Here is a 21,892-nt window from a genome sequence, read left to right on the forward strand (position 1 = left end):
CGCTCCCTGCTCAGGCCCCCCGCGCCGCCCCGCGCCGCCTCCGCCGCCCTCCACCCCGCCCCCGCCCCGCCGGCCGGCCCCCGGGCCGTCCCCCCCCCCCCCCTCCGCGTCCACCCCGCGGGCCGAGGTGCTCGCCGCCGGCTCCGACGCCGCGGCGGCGCGGCCGCCCGTCGTGCGCGGCACCGCCGGGCCCGAGCGCGCCGAGGTGCTGTCGGCGACGGGGGCGTCCGCCGTCCCGGTGCTGGCGCTCGGGCTCGCGGCGGTGCTCGCGGGCGGCGTGCTCGTGCTCACGACGCGGCGCACGGCGACCGAGGACTGACCACGCCCGAGGACTGACCGCGACGAGCGCACGCGCCGACCGGGCCGACGGCCGCGACGGCCCCACGGGCACCTCAGACGTCGTCGTCGGTCGGGTTGCACCTCGTCGCGATCATCGTGACCGTCCCGACGTCGGGTCGCCACGGCTCGAGGTTCCACGCGTCCTTGTCCGGTGCGCCGAGCACGTGGCACCACAGCTGCGCCCGCATGGAGGGCGCGGCGGCCTCCGGCTCGGCGGCCTCGAGCTGCGCCGCGAGCAGCTCCTGCGCCGCCAGCGAGCCACCCCGCACCCACCCGGCCGGCACCACCGCGAGCGAGCGTCCGCCCTCGGCCTCGCCCCACGTCGCGGACGCCAGCGCGGCCGTGCCGACGACGAACGACGCGGCACCCGACGCGGCGTCGAGCGCCAGGACGTCGCCCTCGACGCGCCAGGACGCCCGTGCACCGTCGGCGCCGTCGGGCGCGCCGAGCGCCACGGCGACTCCCCCGCCGGCGTCGCGCACCACGACCGAGCCGTCCGCCTGCCGCTCGACGCCGCCGCCCCGCGGCGGCGCGGCCCACGCGAGCACGCCCCCCGGCCCGGTCACCGTGACGGTGCTCGCACCGTCGCCCCCCGCTCCCACGTCCACCCGCACCTCGTCCGCCGCCGGCAGCAGCGCCGCGCCCACCGCGCCGCCGAGCATCGTCCCGGAGTCCCGCACGACGCCGACGGACGGGGCCGTCGGGCTCGCGGCGGGCGCCGGAGCGGACGACGTCGGAGGGCTCTCGCCCGGGGACCCGGGCACCGTCCCGCACCCGGCGAGGACGACCGCGACGCACGCCGCGACGACGCCTCGATCCCACCCCCGCCGCGCCACGACGCGACCGTAGCCGCAGACGCGTCGTCGCTGCACCGGCTGGTCGCCGGCGCTCGGCCCGCCGGCGGCGAGCCACCCGCCGCCGGCCGTGAGGAACAGGTGCCCGTCGGTGGCGGTGATCGTGGTGTCGGCGGGCGGTCCGCCGCCGCCGGAGCCGACGAGGGTGAGGTCGACGAGGTCCTTGGCGCCGTGGCCGGTGATGGTGGCCACGACCCGGCGGTAGGTCGTGGTGCCGTCGGCGGCGACCGCGAGCACGGTGTCGCCGACCTGGACGTCGGAGATCGCCTTGGTCGAGCCGTCGGCCAGCACGACCCGGGTGGCCGGGGTGAAGGCGGACAGGTCGCGCTCATCGCTTCGTCGTCATCGCGATGCCGCCTGTCGCCAGGATGAACAGGTCGAACACCGCCGAGCGGACAGCAGGGTCTTCGTCGATGCGGTCGAGCAGCGTTAAGGCGAAGGAGTCCACATCGAGCGTCGCCACTCCCCCGCGCTGCCGTTCTTCGCGGTCGCGAACAACAGGAGGCACCGAACGACATCTTTGCCATTGGTCGCTCGTTGCCGTTGGAAGGTCTGAAGCAGGATCCAGTCGCTGATCACTTGCGATCGCAACGCTTCGACAGACGTCCACCGCGTCGACCAGCCCTGTTCTTCGGCCGACTGCTGAAGGCGTACCAACGTGTCGAGGTCGATGCGGCAGATGCGGAAGTCGCTGTCCGCCGTCCTGATCAAGGTCACGTGATCACCCGCCTAGCACCCAGATGTCGATGGGCGTCTCAGGTGAGATGCGCCCCGCGGCCACCCGGCGTCGAAGTTCGTCCCAGCGGTGGTGCCCGTCGAGGATCGTGCCTGCCCGCGAGACATTGATCCCCGCCCCTCCTCGACGCCGTTGATCGTCGCTAGGAACTCGTCATCATCCATGAACTCATAGTGAGAGAACGGGTCACGTGTCGCCTGTCCCTCCGTGTACCTGTCGACATCGCCAGCGCGCTCGCTTCGGTGCCTCAGTGTGTAGTCGGACTCGGGCGTCGCCCGCGGGCAAGAGTCGTCGGTAGCCCCGCTGATGGAGTCGCGCAGGTCCTTGCGCCGCGGGTCGTCGTTGTGCGTGACGACGTCGGTGCCGTCGGTGGTGGTGACGGTGTAGGTGTGGTCGGTGTCGACGGTGAGGTTGTGGACCGTCGAGGTCTCGGACCGGTGGTTCGTGGCAGCGAGGGTGACGGGCGTGCCGTCGCGGTCGACCAGCTGGTCGCCGGTCTCCAGGTCGCCGGCGGGGACCCAGTCGCCGTCGGCGGTGAGGAACAGGTGCCCGTCGGTCGCGGTGATCGTGGTGTCGGCGGGCGGTCCGCCGCCGCCGCCGGAGCCGACCAGGGTGAGGTCGACGACGTCCTTGGCGCCGTGGCCGGTGAGGGTGGCCACGACCTGGCGGTGGGTGGTGGTCCTGTCGGCGGCGACCGCCAGGACGGTGTCGCGAGGAGTTGGACGAGCCCGATCCTCGAGCTCGTCGACTCGGTCTCAGTCGGTGCTGTCACGGACATGCCGATCAGCACGGCTCGCGACGAGCGCCCACAGCACTGCCGCGTGTGCAGAGCTGCGAAGCGCTAGCCGCGATGCCATCCACCGGCGGCCCGGCTCGATCGTCGCGACCCACCTCCACCGCACTGCGTGCTGCGCGGCTCGCCGTCTCCGCAAGGGACTCATGCGAAGGACGTTCGGGAAGCCGTGAGTGATGTCAGCGAGCAGGTGCATCCGCGCGAGCGCATCGACGTCCGCCGACTCGCGCGGGTCCAGCTCCTCGTCCTCGACGTACATCTCGCCCGCTTCTCCCATCCGGCGGATCTCAATCAGAGATTGCTCGGTGAGCACGGCGACGAGGTCCACAGCGCTCACACGACGACTACCCAAGCCAGTTCTCACTTCCTCGGATGAAGATGGGAGTCGACCACATCCTTCGCGCCGTGGCCGGTGATGGTGGCCACGACCTGGCGGTGGTGGTGGTGCCGTCGGCGACCTGGAGCAGGGCGTTGACGCGGCCTCGTCCGAAGGTGTCGGCTCCTCATGCCAGAATGCAGCTCGAAACTCAACGAACGTGCTCTCTCGTGCCGCTCGGCGCGACGCCGTACGTTCCTCGCGCAGGCGCGGTGCTATGAATTGGCGGACGCGCTCGCTCCTTCCCTTGGGAAGGTAGGGCGCGTTCGACCTCATCGTCCGGACGGCCCCGAGCCGCGAAGTCGCCGAGCGATCTCCCAGTCGACGAGGAGCAGGCTCCCGCGTACCGGAGCCCGTGACTCGTCCAGTACGACGACGGTGACCGAGGTGCCCGGCTGCAAGGGCGCCTCTCCCGCCTTGCTCCGGTCGACGAGCACCCTGGTCCAGTCCCCCAGATGAACAAGAACCCCCCAGGGAGACGTTCTCCACCGTGCCGGTGTACTCACCGTCCAGAACAGCGGTTATCTGCCGTCAACCCATGAGCGATTCATGGTCAGCCGGCCGAACTCACCGGGGCGTCGACGGGAATTTCGCACTCGATACGTGCGGATCCACCTGGCTCGTGCCGGTCATAGCGGTGCGCTGCATCACTGAACTCGTCCATTCACTCGGGGCCGCCGTACGGCGAGGTGTCGGCGGCTCGCCGGGTCCTGCGGTACCAGTTCGGCGGATGCGGCTCCGGCTCGAGAGGCCATCCCCTCGAGCGGAGCCCCGCTGCAGGTACGTCCTGCACCCACGACCCATCGAGCGTCACCGCGTCCGCTTCCGCCCGGGCTACCACCACGTCGACCCGCGGCACGTCGACCCGCCCGCCCCGCGCCAGAGGAAGCCAGTCAAACGCTGCGGTGTCGTTCGACGCATCGAGGACGAACGCGCGCGTGGAGTCCGGCAACTCCGTGACCATCGAGGCCATCACGTTGACGACGACGTCGAACTGCACTGGTGGCAAGGCGTCGAGGTACGCCGTCGTGCGGTGCAGCCCGGCGCCGTGGGCGTCTATCGGCACACGCTCCACGACGAGGTCCTCGCTGTCGCTGAACCACAGCTGGTACGCCACCGGTCTGCGCGAGCTGCGCAGGAGCTCCAGGAACTCCTTCACCGACGTCGGAGTGCGATTTCCCTCGTCATCGAGAACGTTGACGAGGCCAGGACGGGTAGTCAAGGACGTACGCAAGCCTGCGGCCAGCAGCCGATCGACCAGTACTTCCGGGTCGGCGCCATCCTCCCACCACTCGACGTACGCGTCTGACGCACTCACCAGTCACCCCGCCGGAAACGTGAAGACATTCTCATCGCCGAACCATTTCCTCGCGAGATCCACGGCGGTAGTTGGGGTGCCCTCTTCCAGATAGTACATGGCACGGACGCCGGCTTGATCTGCCGCGGCCTTCGCGTTCTGGAGTGCCGTGCCGAACCTCGACAGGCTCTTTGCCTTTCCGGGGCCCCCGACGAAGATGTACTCGCCATTCGGGCCCAAGACATCCAGCCCGGTTCGACCGAAGCCCTCTGCTGCCACCCTGATGTCCTGCCCATCGGGTCCCTTCGCCACCGTGCCGCCGACCAGGTCCGCCACGCGCTGCTCGCGAGCGGCCCCGACAGCGTTGGCTGCATTGCCACCGCCGCCGATCGGGCACGCGTTGGCATCCTGCGCGTCACCCATCGCACCGCGGATGTCGTCGTTGTGGGTGACGACGTCGGTGCCGTCGGTGGTGGTGACGGTGTAGGTGTGGTCGGTGTCGACGGTGAGGTTGTGGACCGTCGAGGTCTCGGACCGGTGGTTCGTGGCGGCGAGGGTGACGGGCGTGCCGTCGGGCTCGACGAGCTGGTCACCGGCGGTCAGGTCGCCGGCGGGGACCCAGTCGCCGTCAGCGGTGAGGAACAGGTGCCCGTCGGTGGCGGTGATCGTGGTGTCGCCGGGCGGTCCGCCGCCGCCGGAGCCGACCAGGGTGAGGTCGACCAGGTCCTTGGCCCCGTGGCCGGTGATGGTGGCCACGACCTGACGGTAGGTCGTGGTGCCGTCGGCGGCGACCGCGAGCACGGTGTCGCCGACCTGGACGTCGGAGATCGCCTTGCTGGCGACGTGACTAGAGGCCAGGCGGTGCGAACGGAGTACTACCTGCTGACCCAGGACCATCGCCCGGTCCTTCGCTCGCGTCCAGGGCAGCGCAAGCGCGAGGACCGAGCGGGAGGAGTCGAGGCCGGAACTGCAGTGGTCGGGACCGTAGGTAAGCATGCGCCAAGGAGCGGATCGAGCACCATCGGAGGTCTGCGCCGACGTGCCACCACTCGACGGAGGCGTCCGACGCGCTCAGACAGTTACCCCCAAGAGATGGAACGGCGACTCGACTCGCCGAGTCGGTACGCGGCAAACGACAGAGTTCCCGGCGATGCCATCGCCGATCTCCTCGCGTCCGCACAACGCTGACCGGCACCCTCGCGCTTCCGCGAGACCCTGGTCTCAGACGATGCCTTGCGACCAATGGCGGAACGGCGCGTCGGCAGCGAGACGCGGTGCGATGGTGCTGAGAGTGACTGACATCGACTTCGCTAGATCCTCCAGCATCGTCACGAGTCGGGCCCTGGCGATGGACTCGACAGGCGGGCTTGGTTGCCACGACGTGCGTGAGAGACAATGGATCTCCACGTCATCGCCGTGTGGCCGGAAGGACAACGAGCTCTCGATTCCCTGTCCGTACAGGTCGAGCTCGACGTCCTCCCCGGTGCGCGCGGCCTGGAGCAGGCGCGGGAACTGTTCCATGAACGACGACATGTCGTACACGACGTCGAGGGGCCACCGGTCCCGGCCGAACCCGGCGAGCACGAACTCGCCGGCTGAGGCCTGGGCTATCAGCCCGCACGCAGCCATCACGTCGACTTCGTAGTCACCAGAGACCTCCGGCTCCTCGTGCTGCGGGTGCCGCGCACCTTCCTCGCGCGCGACGAACTCGATGCGAAAACTCATCCGGTCCGACGATGGGGTATGCGGTCTTGATGAGACCATTGTTGCCGGACATCCTGGCCTGGCTTGCGCTCCGGCGCTCAGCACTCGAGCGCGGCCACAGCCTCGATGTGTCCCAGGTCGCGATGCTCTTCGCTCACCGGAGCACCTCGTCATTCTGCGGGTCATAGGTGACGAGCCCGTGATCTGATGCGATCCGCAGCAGACTCGGCACCACGTCGGCTGAACGCGATCCTGAGATCGCGACTATCACACACTCGTCTGTCGCGTAGATGGGCGAAGCCCACGGTGATGTCTCGGCGTTCTCGTCGGTGAGATCAGCGAAGGCGGTGCGCACGTCGTCGAGGAATCGCGAGACCGCCTCGTCGGCGGCAACGACGCCGATCTCCCCCTCGGTGAGCTTGTCGTAGATGGCGTAGGCGTCATCTGGAGACGGGGTCGACTCGTCGTACCAGAATGCTAGATCGAAACTCAACACACACCCCTTTCTCTGGTGCCGCCGACGAGTGCCAGCTCGTTCCGCGTGTCACCGGACGATCCACACGTCGAACACGCCGACGAGGGTACGCCCGTCCTTTGTCTGCACGGTGTTGCCGGGCGTGTTGAGCCAGGCGTCGGCCTCCCGCTGTTCTGCACTGCGCTTCGCCTTGCCGCCCTTCACCTCGACTCCATACCACTGTCCGTCGATCTGGACGGTGCCGTCATACTTCCGCGCACCAATCCCGGGAATCGACACGTGGGTCTCGCCGCGACGAACGTCCGCTCCGTCGAGCTCCAGCTGTTCCCACGCTGCTTGCTCGTCGGCCGCACCGTCGCGCCCCCTCTGGCCGTCGCGCTGCGCGTACTTGCCGTCGGGGGTCCTCGGAACGTTCCCGTTCGGGCAGGCCATCCTGCCGCGCAGGTCGTCGTTGTGGGTGACGACGTCGGTGCCGTCGGTGGTGGTGACGGTGTAGGTGTGGTCGGTGTCGACGGTGAGGTTGTGGACCGTCGCGGTCTCGGACCGGTGGGTGGTGGCGGCGAGGGTGACGGGGGTGCCGTCGGGGTCGACGAGCCGGTCGCCGGGGTTGAGCTCGCCGGCGGGGACTCAGTCGCCGTCGGCGGTGAGGAACAGGTGCCCGTCGGTGGCGGTGATGGTGGTGTCGGTGGGCGGTCCGCCGCCGCCGGAGCCGACGAGGGTGAGGTCGACGAGGTCCTTGGCGCCGTGGCCGGTGATGGTAGCCACGACCTGGCGGTGGATGGTGGTGCCGTCGGCGGCGACGGCCAGGACGGTGTCGCGAGGAGCTGGAGGAACCGGATCTCAGAGCTCGCCGACCCAATGTCAGTCGGTGCTGTCACGGACATGCAGGTCGGCACCGCTCTCGACGAGTGCCTTCAGCGTTGCCGCGTGTCCGGGGCTGCGGAGTGCTAGCCGCGATGTCATCCATCGGCGGCCCGGCTCGCTGGTGGCGGCCCACCTCCACCGCAACGCGTGTCGCGCGGCTCGTCGTCTCCGCAAGGGACTCATCCGGAGGACGTTCGCGAAGCCGTGAGTGATGTCGGCGAGCAGGTGCATCCGCGCCAGCACATCGACGTCCGCCGGCTCGTGCGGGTCCAGCTCCTCGTCCTCGACGTACAGCTCGCCGGCTTCTCCCATCCGGCGGATCTCGATGAGCGATCGCTCGGTGAGCACGGCGAGAAGATCCACAGCGCTCACACGACGACTACCCACGCCAGTTCTCCGTTCCTCGAAAGATGGGAGTCTTCGACGAGATGCCTCCACTGACGTCGACGGCATGCTGGCGCGCTCGTGCAATGAGTTCAGCGGCACGGTGATTGCCGGTATCGATCTCGCGGATGGACGAGCAGACCGCAAGGTGCATCCCGTCCGGTGGCGGTGATCGTGGTCCCGGCGGGCGGTACGCCGCCTCCGGAGCCGACACGGGTGAGGTCGACCAGGTCCTCGGCGCCGTGGCCGAGGTGCGCCGTGCCTACCGGCCCAAGAGCATCGCCCGGTCCTCCGCCCGCGACCATGGCACCGCGAGCGCGAGGACGGAGCACGAGGAGTTGAGCCCGAACTGCAGCTCCCCCGCCCGTCGCCACCGGACCCCCCCGATCTCACCCCACGCGAGGACGAAGCAGTCGTGGAAGATCAGCGGGCGCGGCGCGGGCAGGTCGTCATCGCTCGGCAGCGTCAGCGACGGTCCCTCGTCCCACTGCTTCACGCCGTTCGGTGCGAGGACGGAGTCGATGACCTGAAGCGCTGGCGGTCGCGCCGTGATCACCACCAGCTCGACGACGTCGGAGGAGCCCTTGCGTGTCTTCACCTCGACGATGCACCCCGGAGACACGCACATGTGCGCGGTGGGCGCTTCCTCGAGCGTGAAGTAGTCGGGCCACGTGACGGTGACGGGGACATGGTCGTCGAACTCGACGAGCGGGTCGACGCCCTCGTCCTTCGAGTGGTAGCGCAACACTCCGTCACCCTAGGTGTCGTGCGTGCTTGAGCACCGGGTTGAGGCCGGCCGAGCGGGGTGCGCTGAAGATCAGCTCCCACCCGCCCGAGACCTGCATCTCGTCCCATCTACCGACCGTCGCACCATCGACAGCGCCCGCGAGGCTCTCCAGGCGCAGCTTCTCTGCGATCGATCGGCTCCCGGCAAGGCCGCGCGTCTCCTCCCAGATGTGCTTCGTCGCGTTGGGGTTGACCCACACCTGCTGTCCTGCGGACGTCGTCAGGTTGAACGACTTGGGAAGCGCACTGCCGACATCACGAGATGGCTGGGTCGCGCTGACGCGATCCAGGACGTCCGGCCGCGGGATGTCGCACGCCTCACCGGTCTGAACGTCGCCGCCGGCCCGACGCAGCGCGTCTTCTGCGCCGTCGTTGTGGGTGACGACGTCGGTGCCGTCGGTGGTGGTGACGGTGTAGGTGTGGTCGGTGTCGACGGTGAGGTTGTGGACCGTCGAGGTCTCGGACCGGTGGTTCGTGGCGGCGAGGGTGACGGGCGTGCCGTCGGGCTCGACGAGCTGGTCACCGGCGGTCAGGTCGCCGGCGGGGACCCAGTCGCCGTCGGCGGTGAGGAACAGGTGCCCGTCGGTGGCGGTGATCGTGGTGTCGCCGGGCGGTCCGCCGCCGCCAGAGCCGACGAGGGTGAGGTCGACGAGGTCCTTGGCGCCGTGGCCGGTGATGGTGGCCACGACCTGGCGGTGGGTGGTGGTGCCGTCGGCGGCGACCGCGAGCACGGTGTCGCCGACCTGGACGTCGGAGATCGCCTTGGTCGAGCCGTCGGCCAGCACGACCCGGGTGGCCGGGATGAAGGAGTTGCACTCCTTCTTCTGGTTCTCCGCCTGCTTGCGGGCCTGCTGGTTGGCCTTCTTGGCGGAGTCGACTTCCTTCGACGTGCGGGCGGCGACCTGGCGTGACTCGGTGGCGGCGTTCCTCGCCTGGGAGACCGCGGTGTTCGCCTTCTGCACCGCGGCGGTGTCCGGGACCACCTTCGCGGGGGACGCCTTCGGGATGTCGTCAAGGGCCCGGCGAGCGGTCTTCAGCCGGGAGTACCCCTCGACCAGGCGCTTGCCGACGCCGACCGCCTTGATGGCGACCTTCGCGGCCTTGAACATCTTGCCCCAGGGCACCGCGTTCAGGGCCGTGCTGATGCAGGCCCCGACGTCGCCCTTGGTGATGCAGTTCTTGGCGTCGGTGTACCCGATCAGGTCCATGACCAGGCCGATGATCTCGTCGCCGATCTGTGCGACGAACGTCTCCGCCTCGGCAACGGCCTTCTTCGCGGCCTCGCGCTGCGCGGCGAACGGGTCGTCCGCGGTCGGGAGGGTCGCTCCGCTGGCGTGCTGCGGCCGCGGCTCCATGCCCGACGGGTCCGTCAGCGCGGTCGGCCGGTTGGACGCGTAGGCGTACGGCGAGATCCCCGTCGCCTGCCCCGAGCCCGCGACCGGGTCGACCGAGTCGAACCGGCCCGACGACGTGTCGTAGTTGCGCGCCCGCAGCTGGTAGCGGTCCGACTGCGTCTCGTCGCGGTACCCGCCGGTGAACTGCAGCGGGTTGACCGGTGCGTCGTCCGCCAGGCGCTTCCCGCCGGAGACGAGGTCGGTGCCCCGGACCCCGCCGAACGGGTCGTAGTCGTACGCCCACTGCGCGTCGCCCGTGGGCGAGACGACGGCCGACGTGCTGCCCAGCCAGTCGCGGACGTAGGAGGAGTAGTCGTCCCCGCCCTCCGCCAGGCCGAGCGGCGAGCCGTCGGGGGCGTACAGGAACGACGTCGTCTCCGTCTCGGCCGGGCCCGTGCGCGTCTCGCCGGCGATGGTCGGCAGCGGGCCGTTGACGTCCCACGTCCACGCCGTCGACTCCAGCGCGCCCTCGGCGGTCGTCGTCGCCGACGACAGGCGCAGGCCGGCTGCGTCGTACGCGTACCGCGTCTGCTCGCCGTCGACGGTCGCCGTCGCGAGGGTCCGGTCGAGGTTGTACGTGTACGCCTCGTCGCCGGCCTTCGTCTGGTTGCCCTCGGCGTCGTACGCGTACTCCCGCGTGCCGGCCTGCACGTCCGGCAGGTCGGGCAGCTGCCCGACCACGGTCGTCGTCTCGCGCGTGAGCTGGTCGCCCGCGTCGAACGTCGAGGCCGTCGTGGCCGTGCCCGTCGCGGTCGTCACCTTCTGCGACGTGCGGTTGCCGACCAGGTCGTAGCCGTAGTCGAACCGCTGCGCCGCCGGTGCGCCCGGGGCGCACGACGCCGCGCCGTAGCAGGCCGAGGTCAGCCGGTGCGCCTTGTCGTACGCGTACGACGTCGCCTCGACGACCTCCGGGCCACCGGCGGTGCGGGTCGCGGTGACCCGCGTCGGGTTGCCCACCGCGTCCCGCACCACGTCGTGCGCCGAGACGACCTCGCCCCCTGCGCGGGTCGTCGCGACGCGCGTCAGGCGGCCCGCCGCGTCGTACGTGCGCCCCTCCGTCAGGCCGGTGGCCTCGGGGAAGGTGATCGACGTGAGCTGGTCCGCCACGTCCCACCCGAAGCGGTACGTCGCGGCGGACCGGTCGGCGCCCTCGGCGGTCAGCGACGTCAGGCGGTCGGCGACGTCGTAGGTCGCGGACACCGTCGTGCCGTCCGGGTACGTGCGCGACGTCAGGTTGTCCTGGGCGTCGTAGCCGTACGAGAACGCCTGGACGTTGCCCGCGGTGTCGGTGCGGGTGACCGTCGACAGCCGGCCCGTCGCGTCGTAGGCGTGCTCGCGCACGCCGCGCGGGTCGGCCATCGACACCAGGCGGTTCTTGGCGTCGTAGCCGAACGTGAACAGCTCGCCGCGCGTGCCGAGCTGCCGGGACACCGGCCGGTCGAGCGTGTCGTACGCCATCCGGACCGTGCGCACCTCGCGGTTCGGGTCGATCCGCGGGTCGCCCTCGACGACGCGCGCCGTGACGAGCTCCACGAGGTTGGAGTTCGCGTCGTACACGTACTCCCGGCGCCGGCCCAGCGCGTCCGTCGAGGCGACCGTGCGCCCGGCGCGGTCGTACTCGAGCTTGGTCTCGTGACCGCGCGGGTCGCGCCGGCCCGTCACCTGACCGTTCGCGTCGTAGGTGTACCGCAGCGCCTGCTGGTCGCTCGTCGCGTCCGGGCCGCGCACGGTGAGCAGGCGGTCGGCCGCGTCGTACGCGTACCGGACCACCGAGCCCGCGGCGTCCGTCGACGACTCCAGGCGCCCCACCGCGTCGTACGCCGACCGCGTCACGTTGCCCAGCGGGTCGCGCACCTCGACCGGGTTGCCCGCCTGGTCGTAGGCGTAGCGGGTGGTGAACGCCGCCGGGTCGGCGCCCGGCAGGTGGCCGCGCGGCTCGGTGATCGCGACCGGTCGGCCGTCGTCGTCGTACTCCCAGGTGATGACGCCGCCCGCGGCCGTGACCTGGCGCGTCGGGTTCCCGAGCTGGTCGTACTCGATCTGCGCGGGCGAGTCGACGCCCGTGCCGCCCGTGCGGCGGTTCGCGCGGTCGTACGTGAGGCCGAGGGCGTCGCCGTTCTCGTCCGTCATGCCGGTGACGTTCCCGGCGGCGTCGTACGACATGCCGGTCTGCGCGCCCAGCTCGTCGACCTGCCGCACCGGGCGCCCGAGCTCGTCGAACGTCGAGTCGACCTGGACCAGGCGGCCCTGCGCGTCCGGGCGCTCGGCCCGCACGAGGTTGCCGCGGAAGTCGTAGCGGAACGTCGTCGTGTACGCCGCGCGGCGCTTCTCGAGGTCGGCGTCCGACTCGCCGTCGCGGCGCCCGGCGTTGCCGAGCGGCAGGCGCTCCGTGGCGACGCGGCCCTGCCCGTCGTACGTCCACGTGGTGCGGTTGCCCTCGCCGTCGGTGACCGAGGCCGTGCGGCCGGCCCTCGTGTACGTGTACTCGGTGACGTTGCCGATCGGGTCCTTCAGCGTGACCAGCCGGCTCGTGTCGTCGTACGTGTACCGGGACGAGTTCGCCAGCTGGTCGGTGACGACGACGACGTTGCCCAGCTCGTCGTACGTCGTCCGGACCGGCTCGTTCTTGCCCGGGTCGCGGCGCTCGACCAGGCGGTCCTGGGCGTCGTACGCGTACCGCGTGCGGTACTGGTCCCTGTTCGCGCCGACGACCGTGCCGCGCGGGTCGACGACCGAGACCAGACGGCCCGTGCCGTCGTACGTGAACTCGGTGCGCCGCCCGGTCGGCGTGACCTCCGCCGTCCGGTTGCCGGCTGCGTCGTACTCGTAGCGCGTGACCTTGCCGCGCGGGTCGGTGCGCGTCGCGAGCAGGCCGCGCGCGTCGTAGGAGTACCGGTAGCCGTCGGTCTGCTCCGGGTCCTTCTGGCTCGTCATCTCGTTGTTCTGGTCGTACGCGTACGACCACGTGCTGCCGCGCCCGTCCGTGTGCGACGTGAGGTTGTTGCCCGCGTCGAACGCGTTGCGCTCGACGTGGTCGAACGGCGCGGGGGCGTGCCGCTCCACCGGGTTGCCGTTGGCGTCGTGCAGCGCGCCGGACTGGTTGCCCTCGGGGTCGACGACGAGGGACTCGTTCAGCCGCTCGTCGTACCGGTACGTCACGGTGTCGCCGTTGCCGTTGCGGCTCCACAGCAGGACGTTCCCGCGGTAGCCGTCGCGCGAGACGACGCCGTCGGCGTCGGTGGTCGTCGCTACCTGCTCCTGCGCGTCCCAGGCGAAGGTCGTGACGGCGCCGGTCGCGTCCGTCTGCCGGGTCACGCGGCCGTCCGCGCCGTACGTGGTCGTGACGTCGCGCTTGCCGCGGGCGTCGGTGACATGGTCGAGGCGGCCCTGCGCGTCGTAGTGGTACTGCCACGTGTAGCTCCGCGCGTCCTGGACCTTCGCCAGGCGGCCGGACTCGTAGTCGAACTGCACGCTGCGGCCGTCGGGCAGGGTGAGCTTGCTGATGGCGCGCACGTCCTGGCGGTTCTCGACCCGCACGACACGGCCCGCGGCGTCGGTGAGCTGCGAGAGCAGCCCGTTGCCCGCGTACGTGAGCGTGATGCCGTGCCCGCGCGCGTCCTTCACCGACAGCAGGCGGCCCTGGGCGTCGAACTCGAGCCGGCGCTGGTCGGGCGGGGTGAGGACCCAGCCGCCCCCGGTGCGGTCCGTCAGCACCGCACGGACGCCGGCGGGCCGCGTCCACGAGCCGTCGGCCGCGCGGCGGTACACCGCCTCGGCGCCGTCCTCGGCGCGCACCCGGACCGCGTCGGCACCCGCCTCGGGGGCGATCACGCGCGCGTCGTACGTCCACGTCCAGCCCGCGCCGAACATGCCGGTGCCGGTGCTGGCCGAGGAGTAGAAGCGCACGGCCTCGAACGGGATGCCGAACGACGTCATCGTCAGGTCGCGCTCCGTGCGGTTGAACGCGCCGGTGCCGGTGTTGACGAGCGCCCCGCGCAGCTCCTGGCCGTCCACGGTGCGGCCCAGGACGGTCGAGCACGCGCACCCGGCGGCCTGCGCGTCGGAGAGCGCCGGCGGGGTGACGGTGGCGCGGGGGTGCGCCGGGGCGGACGGGGCCGAGTCGGTGGGCGTGCCGTCCTGCGCGAGCACGGAGATCGTCACCGTGTACTGCCGGGCCGGGTCGAGCGTCCACCCGTCCGCCGCGCCGAAGCTGCGGCAGAACTCGCGGGGCGCGCCGCAGCGGGACAGGTCCTCGCGGCCGAGGTCGGCCGACGCCTGCTGCGCGCCCGTCCCCGCGTCGGTGACGGTCGCGCGCCACCGCGCCCAGGACGTCGGGTCGCCGTCGGCGACGTCCGCGTCGAAGTACACGACGAGCGACGTGTCGCCCAGCAGGTAGCCCGGCCGCACGACGAGGTCGCGGGCGGAACCGTCGGCCGCGACCGCCTGCTCCGCCGCGGCGGCCGTCGGCGCGGCCGCACCCGCCGCGGCGCCGAAGGGTGCGAGCGCCGACCGCGCGACCCCCGGCCGCATCGGGGCGGCGACGGGCGCCTGCGCGGCGACCGGGACGGCCGGCGGCTCGACCGGGACCTCGTCCGGGCCGCCGGTGCGGACCGCGTTGCGGGGCAGCGGCCGCTCGACCGGTGCGGCGCCGTCCTCGGCGACCGGCACGGGCCCGGCGGTCGCGGCCGCCTGCGGGACGAGCACGAGCCCCGTCGCGAGGAGGACGGGCGCCACCACGGCGCCGACGGCCCGGTGCAGCCGGGACGGACGGACGACGGACGAGCCTGGACGCGCGGACATGCGACACCCCCTGCGCACGCCGACGACACCGTCACCGCGCCTCGCGGCCGCCCCCTGCAGCGGCCGAGCCGGTTGACACCCAAGGGGTCGGCGCGGCTGCACCGCCAGGCGGCGACCGCATGGTGAGACCGCTCCCACTCGTCCACGGCGTGGCCACCGACGCGGAGGCGGGCGTTCGACGCGCCGTCCGTGCAGGTGGAGACGTGTGTCCGATTCGCCCGCGTTTGCGGCGCCGACCACGAATGTCGCGCGTGTTCATGAAAGAACTCTCACGTCCTGGACGCGCCCGGCTCACCGCGCGCGGGTGCGCCGTCGGCCCGGCGACCGGTGGCACGGCATCGCGCACGGTGCTGTGCTGCCGGGATGGACCACTTCACGCGCGACGGCCTGCGGTTCGACGTGCGCGACCACCCGCCCGCGGGCGCGGACCCGGACGCGCCGGTCGCGGTCCTCCTGCACGGCTTCCCGCAGGACGGCAGCGCGTACGACGCGGTCGTGCCCCTGCTGACGCGTGCGGGTGTGCGCGTGCTCGTGCCCGACCAGCGCGGCTACTCCCCCGGCGCCCGGCCCCGCGGTCGGCGGCCGTACGTCGTACCCGAGCTGGTGGCCGACGTGGTGGCGCTGCTCGACGCGGCGGGCGTCGAGGCGGCGCACGTCGTGGGCCACGACTGGGGCGGCGCCGTGGCGTGGGCCGTCGCGGCGCGCGAGCCCGACCGGACGGCGTCGCTCACGGCGCTCGGCACGCCGCACCCGGCCTCGATGCGCGCGGGCCTGCTCCGCGGGCAGGCCGTGCGCTCGTCGTACGTCGGCTTCTTCCAGCTGCCGGGCGTCCCCGAGCGGCTGCTCCTCGCCGACGGCGGCGCCCGGCTGCGCAGCTCGCTCACGCGCGCGGGCCTCGAGGCCGACCGCGCCGACCGCTACGTCGCGCGGATGCGCGAGCCCGGCGCGCTCACCGCCGCGCTCGCCTGGTACCGCGCGCTGCCGGTGCCGAGCGGCGGCGGCACGGCCCGCGTCGAGGTCCCGACGACGTACGTCGCCGCCCGCCGGGACCCGTTCTTCGCGCCCGCGTCCGTCGCGGCGACCGGCCGGTACGTCGACGGCGACTACCTGCACGTCGCGCTCGACGCCGACCACTGGCTCCCCGAGCACCGGCCGGCCGACGTCGCCGCCGCCGTGCTGGGCAACGTGCGGTGACGGCGGGTCGATGAGGCTCTGGTCCCTGCATCCCGCGCTGCTCGACCGCCAGGGGCTGACGGCGTGCTGGCGCGAGGCGCTCCTCGCCCAGGCGGTCCTGCTCGACCGCACCAAGGGGTTCACGAAGCACCCGCAGCTCGACCGGTTCCGCGCGCAGCCGGAACCCGTCGTGGCGATCGCCGCCTACCTGCACGCCGTGCGGGACGAGGCGGCACGTCGCGGCTACCGGTACGACCCCGCCCGCGTGCACCTGCCCGACGACGCCCGGACGCGCGGCGTCGGCCGCATGTCCGTCACGTCGGGCCAGGTGCAGCTGGAGTTCGCCCATTTGCTGGCGAAGCTCGCCGAGCGCTCGCCGGAGCGGCACCGCTGGGTCGCGGCGGTCGGACGCGCGTCCCCGCACCCGCTGTTCGTCGTCGTGCCCGGCGACGTGGAGCGCTGGGAGAGGGCGTCGTGAGCGCCGCCGCGGCGGCGGCCCGGCTCGTCCACAGGACGTCCGTGCGGGCCCTCCGGTCCCCGCGCACTCTGCCAGACTCGCGCCATGGTGCTCGGCTGGCGACGACCACAGGTCGTGGTGGTGCACGATCCGGCGCCGTCAACCGCCGACCTGCTGCTCGACGAGGCGCGCCGGGCCGAGCAGACGCAGATCCAGCTGCACGCCGCGATGGACCAGCGTGCCGGGGTGCTCGTCGGTTTCGCCGGGGTGCTCGTCGGCATCATGCTGACCGCCGACTCGTCTGCGCTGCCGGCGTGGACGCGGACGGTCGCACTCGTGATGGCGAGCGCGGCGGCACTCGTGTCTGCCGTACCGCTGGCGATGCCCACGATGAACACCGTGTCTCCCGCCGAGCTGGTCGAGAGGTACCACCAGGACGACCGTGACGACGTGGTGGCGGTGGTCACGGACCTCACCGCCTGGGTCGTGCAGGGCGCCGGCGAGCAGCTGCGTGGCAAGCGGCGGCTCGTCCTCCTCGCGGCCGCTCTTCTCGTCACGTCTGTCGGTGCGACAGCAGCCGGACGTATCCTCGAGCTGTGGCCGGTCCTGACCGGCTCGGGAGGTGGGAGCGCATGAGCGCCAAGGACACACGGACGCCGCGCAAGCTCGTCGTCGACCCCGACCTGCTGATGAACCTGGGGGGCGACGAGAGAGCGGTCCGACGTGCGCGCCGGCGCCTCGTCGAGGAGGCCCGCGCCGGCGCCGTCGTCATCTCCCCCCGGTCGGCGGTCTCCCGTGCCGTCGACGGATCCACGGCACGGGAGCCTCGCCCCCGCTGACGACGGCTCAGCGCTTGTGGTGCTTCTCCGGGATCGGCGCGTCGCCCGACGCGCGCTGCGCCCGGTAGTACGCCCGCGCCTCCTCCTGGCGCTCGTGCTCGACACCCGACGAGATGGGCGCGCGCAGGTGCTCCTGCCCGTAGCCGAACGCGTCGACGAGGTCCTGCGCGTGCGGGCGCAGGCGCGCGAGCAGCCGCTCGATGTACGACGTCACGGTGCGCGCGCGGCCGGCCGACAGGCGCCCGTTGACGAGGTACCAGGCGAGGTCCCGCTCGATGAGGGTGAGGCCGAACAGGTCGCGCAGCCACGTGAGCACCTGCCGCGTGCCCGGGTCCTCGACGCGCGCGAGGCCGCGCGTGAACGCCTCCCACTGCACGCGCTCGGCTTGCGCGCGGGCGGCCTCGATGAGCTCGTGCTGGTGGGCGTTGAACAGCGCGGCGGCCTTGTCGGGGCTCATCCGCCGGGCCGGGGCGAGGGCCTGCGCGACCTGCGCGACCTTCGCCTCGACGCGGTCCGTGAGCAGGTCACGCTGCGTCTGCTCGTCGCGGAGCTGGCCGACCGACCGGCGCGCGTCCCCGAGGTCGCCGAGCGCCTGCACGGCGCGCACCAGCGGCGTGCGGTGCAGTGCGGCGTCCGCGACACGCTCGGCCACGAAACGCGCCATGTCGCCCTTGTCCGCCTGCACGTCCTTGAGCGACTTCGCGTAGTCGGCGAGGAGCCGCTTCGCGACCAGCTGGTAGAGCACCGTGTTGTCGCCCTCGAACGTCACGTACACGTCCATGTCGGCGTGCAGGCCGGTAAGCCGGTTCTCCGCGAGGAAGCCCTGGCCGCCGCACGCCTCGCGGGCCGTCTGGATCGTGCGCAGCGCGCCCCACGTCGACGTCGGCTTGAGGGACGCTGCGAGCGTCTCCAGGTCCTCGCGGCCCTCGGCGGTGTCGCCGCGGCCGGAGAAGACGTCGTCGAAGGCCGCGAGCAGCTCCTCGTGCGCGAACGTCGCCGCGTAGGTCTCGGCGACCAGCGGCAGCAGCCGGCGCTGGTGCTGGCCGTAGTCGAGGAGCGTGACCTCGTCGGACCCGCCGCCGGCGAACTGGCGCCGCTGGTTCGCGTACGTCACCGCGATCGCGAGCGCGATCTTGCTCGCGTTGACGGCGGCGCCGTCGAGGGAGACGCGCCCCTGCACGAGCGTGCCGAGCATCGTGAAGAAGCGCCGGCCCGGGCTCGCGATGGGCGACGAGTAGGTGCCGTCGGGCGCGACGTCGCCGTACCGGTTGAGCAGGTGCGTGCGCGGGACGCGCACGTGGTCGAAGTGCAGGCGGCCGTTGTCGATGCCGTTGAGGCCGCCCTTGACGCCGTCGTCCTCACCGCCGATGCCCGGCAGGAACTCGTGCGTGCGCGGGTCGCGGAGCGGCACGTAGAACGCGTGCACGCCGTGGTTGACGCGCGGCTGCCCGGGCGCCGCCGTGACCAGCTGCGCGAACACCACGGCCGCGGTGCCGTGCACGGCCGCGTTGCCGAGGTAGTCCTTCCAGGCCCCGCGGAACGGGGTGTGGAGGACGAACTCCTGCGCGTCGGCGTCGTACTCGGCCGTCGTCCCGATGGACGCGACGTCCGAGCCGTGGCCCGTCTCCGTCATCGCGAACGCCCCCGGCACGTCCAGGTGCATGGCGCCCGGCAGGAACGTGTCGTGGTGGTGCTCGGTGCCCAGGTGCAGGATCGCCGACGCGAACAGACCCCACTGCACGCCCGCCTTGATCTGCAGCGACGGGTCGGCGGCGACGAGCTCCTCGAAGCGCGCGAGCGAGCCGCCGTGGTCGTCCGCGCCGCCGAGCCGCGTCGGGAACGCGCGCAGCACGTCGTGCTCCGCCTCCAGCCGGCGCAGCTGGTGCAGCACCCGCTCGCGGTGCTCCGCCATCGGCATGCCCTCGACCTTCTGGAAGTCGGGGTCCGCCGTGATCGCGCGCGCCTCGCGGCGCAGCTGCGCGTACTGCCCGAGCAGCAGGTTCTCGAGCGCGGCGACGTCCACGCGGTCGGCGCCGTCGTGGGCGCCGGCGGCGGGTGCGGGACGGGCCTCGGGGCGGACGGTCGTGGTGGTCATCGCTGCTCCCTCGGGGTGCCGGCCGCGTCGTCGCTGCCGGGCTGGTGGGTCTGTGCCGGGTGGGCGGTGGTGCGGGGGTCGTGCGGGGTGCTGTCGGGGGTGCCGCCGGACGTGCTGCCGGGGCTGCCGTCCCGCGCGCCGACGTCGCGCGGCGGGCGGTCGCGGGGCGGGCGGTCGCGGGCGAGGAGGCCGACCGGGCCGGCCCACAGCCACGCGGCGACCTGCGCGGTGAGCGCCTCGCGGTCGGGCGTGCCGGGCTCGTCGCGGTGCGCGAGCCACCACTCGCCGGCGCCGCGCACGAAGCCGACCGCGCCGGCGGCCCAGGACTCCGCGAGCGCGCGGGTGGCCGCGTCCGGCCGGGCGGCGGTGCCGGCGTCACGGTCCTCGGTGAGCCCGCGGGCGAACGGCGCCGCCACCATCGCGGTCACGGAGTCGAGGAAGTGCCCGAGCGGGCCGCCGGACTCCACCGAGCCGTCGCGCGTGACGAACGCGTACACGTGCGGCGACGACTCGATCATCTCGAGGTACACGGCGACCATCGCGCGCAGCCCGTCGCGGGGCGTCGGCGCGATGCGGAGCACGCCCTCGAGCGCGCCCTGGATCTGCAGCACGACGGCCTCGGCGACCGCGATCTGCAGGCCCGTCTTGTCGGTGAAGTAGCGGTAGACGATCGACTTCGACGTGCCGGCGGCGGCCGCGATCTCCTCCATCGACACGTCCGGGCCGCGGTGGTGCACGGTCCGGCGTGCGACGCGGACGAGCTCGGCGCGGCGGGCCTCGCGGTGGTCGGCCCAGCGGGTGGAGCGCCCGTCGGCGGCGGCGTCCGCGACGTCGTCGGCCGCGGCCGCGTCCACCACGGCCGCGGGCACGCCGACCGGCGCGACGCGGGGTGCCGCGTCGTCGTCCGCGGGGGGCGGGGCCGTCGTCCTCGACGGGCCCGGGGTGACCGACCTCACGCAACCGACGGTATCAGGTACTGTGGGTTTCGGACATCAGCCGGGACCGACGTCCCTCGACGCGCCACAGCCCTCGGGGCAGGCGCGCCGACGCGGACGGCGGTCGCACGCCGGCACGAGCCCGTCATCAGTGCCGATGCGAGAGGGAACGCCCCGACATGGCAGCCTCCACCCCCGACCGGAGCACCACCCCGAGCAGCGCGAGCGCCGCCGACGCCGCCACGAGCGGCCCGCGCGCCGCGTACGTGCTCGGCGGCAACCGGATCCCGTTCGCGCGCGCCGGCGGCAAGTACGCGCAGGCGTCCAACCAGGACATGCTCACCGCGGCCCTCGACGGGCTCGTCGCCCGCTACGGCCTGCAGGGCGAGCGGATCGGCGAGGTCGCCGCCGGCGCCGTCCTCAAGCACAGCCGCGACTTCAACCTCACGCGCGAGGCCGTCCTCGGCTCCGCGCTGTCGCCGACCACGCCGGCGTACGACGTGCAGCAGGCCTGCGCGACGGGCCTCGAGACCGTCGTCTCGCTGTCGAACAAGATCCGCCTCGGCCAGCTCGAGTCCGGCATCGCGGGCGGCGTCGACACGACGTCCGACGCGCCCATCGCGGTGAGCGACCGGCTGCGCCGCGTGCTGCTGGACCTCTCGCACGCGAAGACCCCGCAGCAGCGGCTCAAGGCCGTCGCCCGCCTGCGCCCCAAGGACCTGGCCCCGGCCACGCCCCGCACGTCCGAGCCGCGCACGCACCTGTCGATGGGTGAGCACCAGGCCCTGACGACGGCGCAGTGGGGCATCAGCCGCGAGGCGCAGGACGAGGTCGCGCTGCGCAGCCACCAGCGCCTCGCCGCCGCCTGGGACGCCGGCTTCTTCGACGACCTCGTCACGCCGTTCCGCGGCCTGACGCGCGACGCGAACCTGCGCGCCGACACGTCGCTGGAGAAGCTCGCGAAGCTGAAGCCGACGTTCGGCCTCTCCCTCGACACCCCGGCGACGATGACCGCCGGCAACTCGACGCCGCTCACCGACGGCGCCTCGACGGTGCTGCTCGGCTCGGCGGGCTGGGCGGCGGAGCACGACCTCACGCCGCTCGCCGCGGTGGTCGACGCCGAGGCCGGTGCGGTCGACTTCGTGCACGGCGTGGACGGCCTGCTCATGGCGCCGGTGTTCGCGGTGCCGCGCCTGCTCGCGCGGCACGGGCTCACGCTCGACGACTTCCAGTACGTCGAGATCCACGAGGCGTTCGCGTCCACGGTGCTCACGACCCTGGCGGCCTGGGAGTCCGAGGAGTTCGGCCGCGAGCGCCTCGGCCTCGACGGGGCGTTCGGCACGGTCGACGTCGACCGGCTCAACGTGCACGGCTCGTCCCTGGCCGCCGGCCACCCGTTCGCCGCGACGGGCGGGCGCATCGTCGCCACGACCGCCAAGGAGCTGCACCGCCGCCGCGCAGCGCAGGTCGCCGCCGGGGACGACTCCCCCGTGCGCGCCCTCGTGTCCGTGTGCGCCGCGGGCGGCCTCGGCCTCACCGCGATCCTCGAGGCCGCCTGACCGCCGGGCCGCACGCCGCCACCCCCCGGGCC

The 21,892-nt window shown here is 72.8% G+C and carries 21 protein-coding genes; 6 read left to right on the forward strand and 15 right to left on the reverse strand.

The genetic code is table 11. The annotated features are described in order from the left end of the window. The first annotated feature begins 127 nt into the window (after positions 1–127). Positions 128–319 carry a hypothetical protein gene (locus tag ACFUMH_RS11935; RefSeq protein WP_378205321.1) on the forward strand — a complete coding sequence of 64 codons (192 nt, stop codon included), beginning with the start codon at positions 128–130 and terminating at the stop codon, positions 317–319. Positions 320–392: 73 nt separating this feature from the next. Here the strand turns inward: ACFUMH_RS11935 and ACFUMH_RS11940 are convergent, their stop codons facing one another. The 13 genes from ACFUMH_RS11940 to ACFUMH_RS12000 form a co-directional block, all read right to left on the reverse strand. Next, positions 393–1,484: a DUF2599 domain-containing protein gene (locus ACFUMH_RS11940; protein WP_378205324.1), complete on the reverse strand. Its 1,092-nt coding sequence runs from the start codon at positions 1,482–1,484 to the stop codon at positions 393–395. Positions 1,485–1,521: 37 nt separating this feature from the next. Continuing rightward, on the reverse strand, positions 1,522–1,656 hold the full coding sequence (locus tag ACFUMH_RS11945; protein WP_378205327.1) for a hypothetical protein: 135 nt from the start codon (positions 1,654–1,656) through the stop codon (positions 1,522–1,524). Positions 1,657–1,922: 266 nt separating this feature from the next. After that, complete coding sequence (locus ACFUMH_RS11950; RefSeq protein WP_378205330.1) at positions 1,923–2,588, reverse strand: polymorphic toxin-type HINT domain-containing protein; 666 nt, start codon at positions 2,586–2,588, stop codon at positions 1,923–1,925. A gap of 96 nt (positions 2,589–2,684) precedes the next feature. Then, positions 2,685–3,050 (reverse strand): hypothetical protein, encoded by a 366-nt coding sequence (locus ACFUMH_RS11955; protein ID WP_378205333.1) that lies wholly within the window; start codon positions 3,048–3,050, stop codon positions 2,685–2,687. 712 nt (positions 3,051–3,762) lie between these two features. Continuing rightward, positions 3,763–4,416, reverse strand: coding sequence for a hypothetical protein (locus ACFUMH_RS11960; RefSeq protein WP_378205336.1), 654 nt, complete (start codon positions 4,414–4,416; stop codon positions 3,763–3,765). Positions 4,417–4,419: 3 nt separating this feature from the next. Further along, positions 4,420–5,391, reverse strand: a complete 972-nt coding sequence (locus tag ACFUMH_RS11965; protein WP_378205339.1) for a polymorphic toxin-type HINT domain-containing protein — start codon at positions 5,389–5,391, stop codon at positions 4,420–4,422. 225 nt (positions 5,392–5,616) lie between these two features. Then, the gene (locus ACFUMH_RS11970) at positions 5,617–6,120 is read right to left on the reverse strand and encodes a hypothetical protein (RefSeq protein ID WP_378205342.1); all 504 of its coding nucleotides are present in this window, start codon (positions 6,118–6,120) and stop codon (positions 5,617–5,619) included. 133 nt (positions 6,121–6,253) lie between these two features. Continuing rightward, on the reverse strand, positions 6,254–6,595 hold the full coding sequence (locus ACFUMH_RS11975) for a hypothetical protein (RefSeq protein WP_378205345.1): 342 nt from the start codon (positions 6,593–6,595) through the stop codon (positions 6,254–6,256). 48 nt (positions 6,596–6,643) lie between these two features. Beyond that, a complete protein-coding gene (locus tag ACFUMH_RS11980) occupies positions 6,644–7,006 on the reverse strand; it encodes a hypothetical protein (RefSeq protein WP_378205348.1) in 363 nt (120 codons plus the stop codon). 195 nt (positions 7,007–7,201) lie between these two features. Further along, positions 7,202–7,339, reverse strand: coding sequence for a hypothetical protein (locus ACFUMH_RS11985; RefSeq protein WP_378205351.1), 138 nt, complete (start codon positions 7,337–7,339; stop codon positions 7,202–7,204). Between the two features lie 96 nt (positions 7,340–7,435). After that, a complete protein-coding gene (locus ACFUMH_RS11990) occupies positions 7,436–7,786 on the reverse strand; it encodes a hypothetical protein (RefSeq protein WP_378205354.1) in 351 nt (116 codons plus the stop codon). A 298-nt stretch (positions 7,787–8,084) separates the two neighbouring features. Then, entirely contained in the window at positions 8,085–8,570 is a 486-nt protein-coding gene (locus ACFUMH_RS11995; RefSeq protein ID WP_378205356.1) for a hypothetical protein, read from the reverse strand. 4 nt (positions 8,571–8,574) lie between these two features. Next, positions 8,575–14,802 (reverse strand): RHS repeat-associated core domain-containing protein, encoded by a 6,228-nt coding sequence (locus ACFUMH_RS12000; protein ID WP_378205359.1) that lies wholly within the window; start codon positions 14,800–14,802, stop codon positions 8,575–8,577. Positions 14,803–15,165: 363 nt separating this feature from the next. Between ACFUMH_RS12000 and ACFUMH_RS12005 the strand changes: the two genes are divergently transcribed. From ACFUMH_RS12005 to ACFUMH_RS12020, 4 genes are all read left to right on the forward strand, one after another. Beyond that, on the forward strand, positions 15,166–15,996 hold the full coding sequence (locus tag ACFUMH_RS12005) for an alpha/beta fold hydrolase (RefSeq protein ID WP_378205362.1): 831 nt from the start codon (positions 15,166–15,168) through the stop codon (positions 15,994–15,996). 10 nt (positions 15,997–16,006) lie between these two features. Next, positions 16,007–16,453, forward strand: coding sequence for a pyrimidine dimer DNA glycosylase/endonuclease V (locus tag ACFUMH_RS12010; RefSeq protein ID WP_378205365.1), 447 nt, complete (start codon positions 16,007–16,009; stop codon positions 16,451–16,453). Between the two features lie 84 nt (positions 16,454–16,537). Further along, entirely contained in the window at positions 16,538–17,068 is a 531-nt protein-coding gene (locus tag ACFUMH_RS12015; protein ID WP_378205368.1) for a hypothetical protein, read from the forward strand. Beyond that, positions 17,065–17,271 (forward strand): hypothetical protein, encoded by a 207-nt coding sequence (locus tag ACFUMH_RS12020; RefSeq protein ID WP_378205371.1) that lies wholly within the window; start codon positions 17,065–17,067, stop codon positions 17,269–17,271. The genes ACFUMH_RS12015 and ACFUMH_RS12020 overlap by 4 nt, the downstream gene beginning before the upstream one ends. A 7-nt stretch (positions 17,272–17,278) precedes the next feature. Here the strand turns inward: ACFUMH_RS12020 and ACFUMH_RS12025 are convergent, their stop codons facing one another. Together ACFUMH_RS12025 and ACFUMH_RS12030 are read right to left on the reverse strand one after the other, a co-directional pair. Then, positions 17,279–19,366 (reverse strand): acyl-CoA dehydrogenase, encoded by a 2,088-nt coding sequence (locus ACFUMH_RS12025; protein WP_378205374.1) that lies wholly within the window; start codon positions 19,364–19,366, stop codon positions 17,279–17,281. Then, entirely contained in the window at positions 19,363–20,322 is a 960-nt protein-coding gene (locus tag ACFUMH_RS12030) for a TetR/AcrR family transcriptional regulator (protein ID WP_378205377.1), read from the reverse strand. Before ACFUMH_RS12030 ends, ACFUMH_RS12025 begins: the two co-directional genes overlap by 4 nt. Before the next feature lie 158 nt (positions 20,323–20,480). On the opposite strand from ACFUMH_RS12030, the gene ACFUMH_RS12035 reads away from it, so the two are divergent. Further along, positions 20,481–21,860 carry an acetyl-CoA C-acetyltransferase gene (locus ACFUMH_RS12035; protein ID WP_378205380.1) on the forward strand — a complete coding sequence of 460 codons (1,380 nt, stop codon included), beginning with the start codon at positions 20,481–20,483 and terminating at the stop codon, positions 21,858–21,860. The last annotated feature ends 32 nt before the right edge of the window (positions 21,861–21,892 follow it).

Origin of the sequence: Cellulomonas sp. NPDC057328, from assembly GCF_042667215.1 — a bacterium.
In the GTDB taxonomy this organism is placed as follows: domain Bacteria; phylum Actinomycetota; class Actinomycetes; order Actinomycetales; family Cellulomonadaceae; genus Cellulomonas.

What these genes read in the sequence shown, in the direction of transcription:
- ACFUMH_RS11965 (WP_378205339.1), bottom strand. Translation starts at nt 5,391, where the DNA reads ATGCTTACCTACGGTCCCGACCACTGCAGTTCCGGCCTCGACTCCTCC.
- ACFUMH_RS11970 (WP_378205342.1), bottom strand. Translation starts at nt 6,120, where the DNA reads ATGAGTTTTCGCATCGAGTTCGTCGCGCGCGAGGAAGGTGCGCGGCAC.
- ACFUMH_RS11980 (WP_378205348.1), bottom strand. Translation starts at nt 7,006, where the DNA reads ATGGCCTGCCCGAACGGGAACGTTCCGAGGACCCCCGACGGCAAGTAC.
- ACFUMH_RS12000 (WP_378205359.1), bottom strand. Translation starts at nt 14,802, where the DNA reads ATGTCCGCGCGTCCAGGCTCGTCCGTCGTCCGTCCGTCCCGGCTGCAC.
- ACFUMH_RS12005 (WP_378205362.1), top strand. Translation starts at nt 15,166, where the DNA reads ATGGACCACTTCACGCGCGACGGCCTGCGGTTCGACGTGCGCGACCAC.
- ACFUMH_RS12010 (WP_378205365.1), top strand. Translation starts at nt 16,007, where the DNA reads ATGAGGCTCTGGTCCCTGCATCCCGCGCTGCTCGACCGCCAGGGGCTG.
- ACFUMH_RS12015 (WP_378205368.1), top strand. Translation starts at nt 16,538, where the DNA reads ATGGTGCTCGGCTGGCGACGACCACAGGTCGTGGTGGTGCACGATCCG.
- ACFUMH_RS12020 (WP_378205371.1), top strand. Translation starts at nt 17,065, where the DNA reads ATGAGCGCCAAGGACACACGGACGCCGCGCAAGCTCGTCGTCGACCCC.
- ACFUMH_RS12025 (WP_378205374.1), bottom strand. Translation starts at nt 19,366, where the DNA reads ATGACCACCACGACCGTCCGCCCCGAGGCCCGTCCCGCACCCGCCGCC.
- ACFUMH_RS12035 (WP_378205380.1), top strand. Translation starts at nt 20,481, where the DNA reads ATGGCAGCCTCCACCCCCGACCGGAGCACCACCCCGAGCAGCGCGAGC.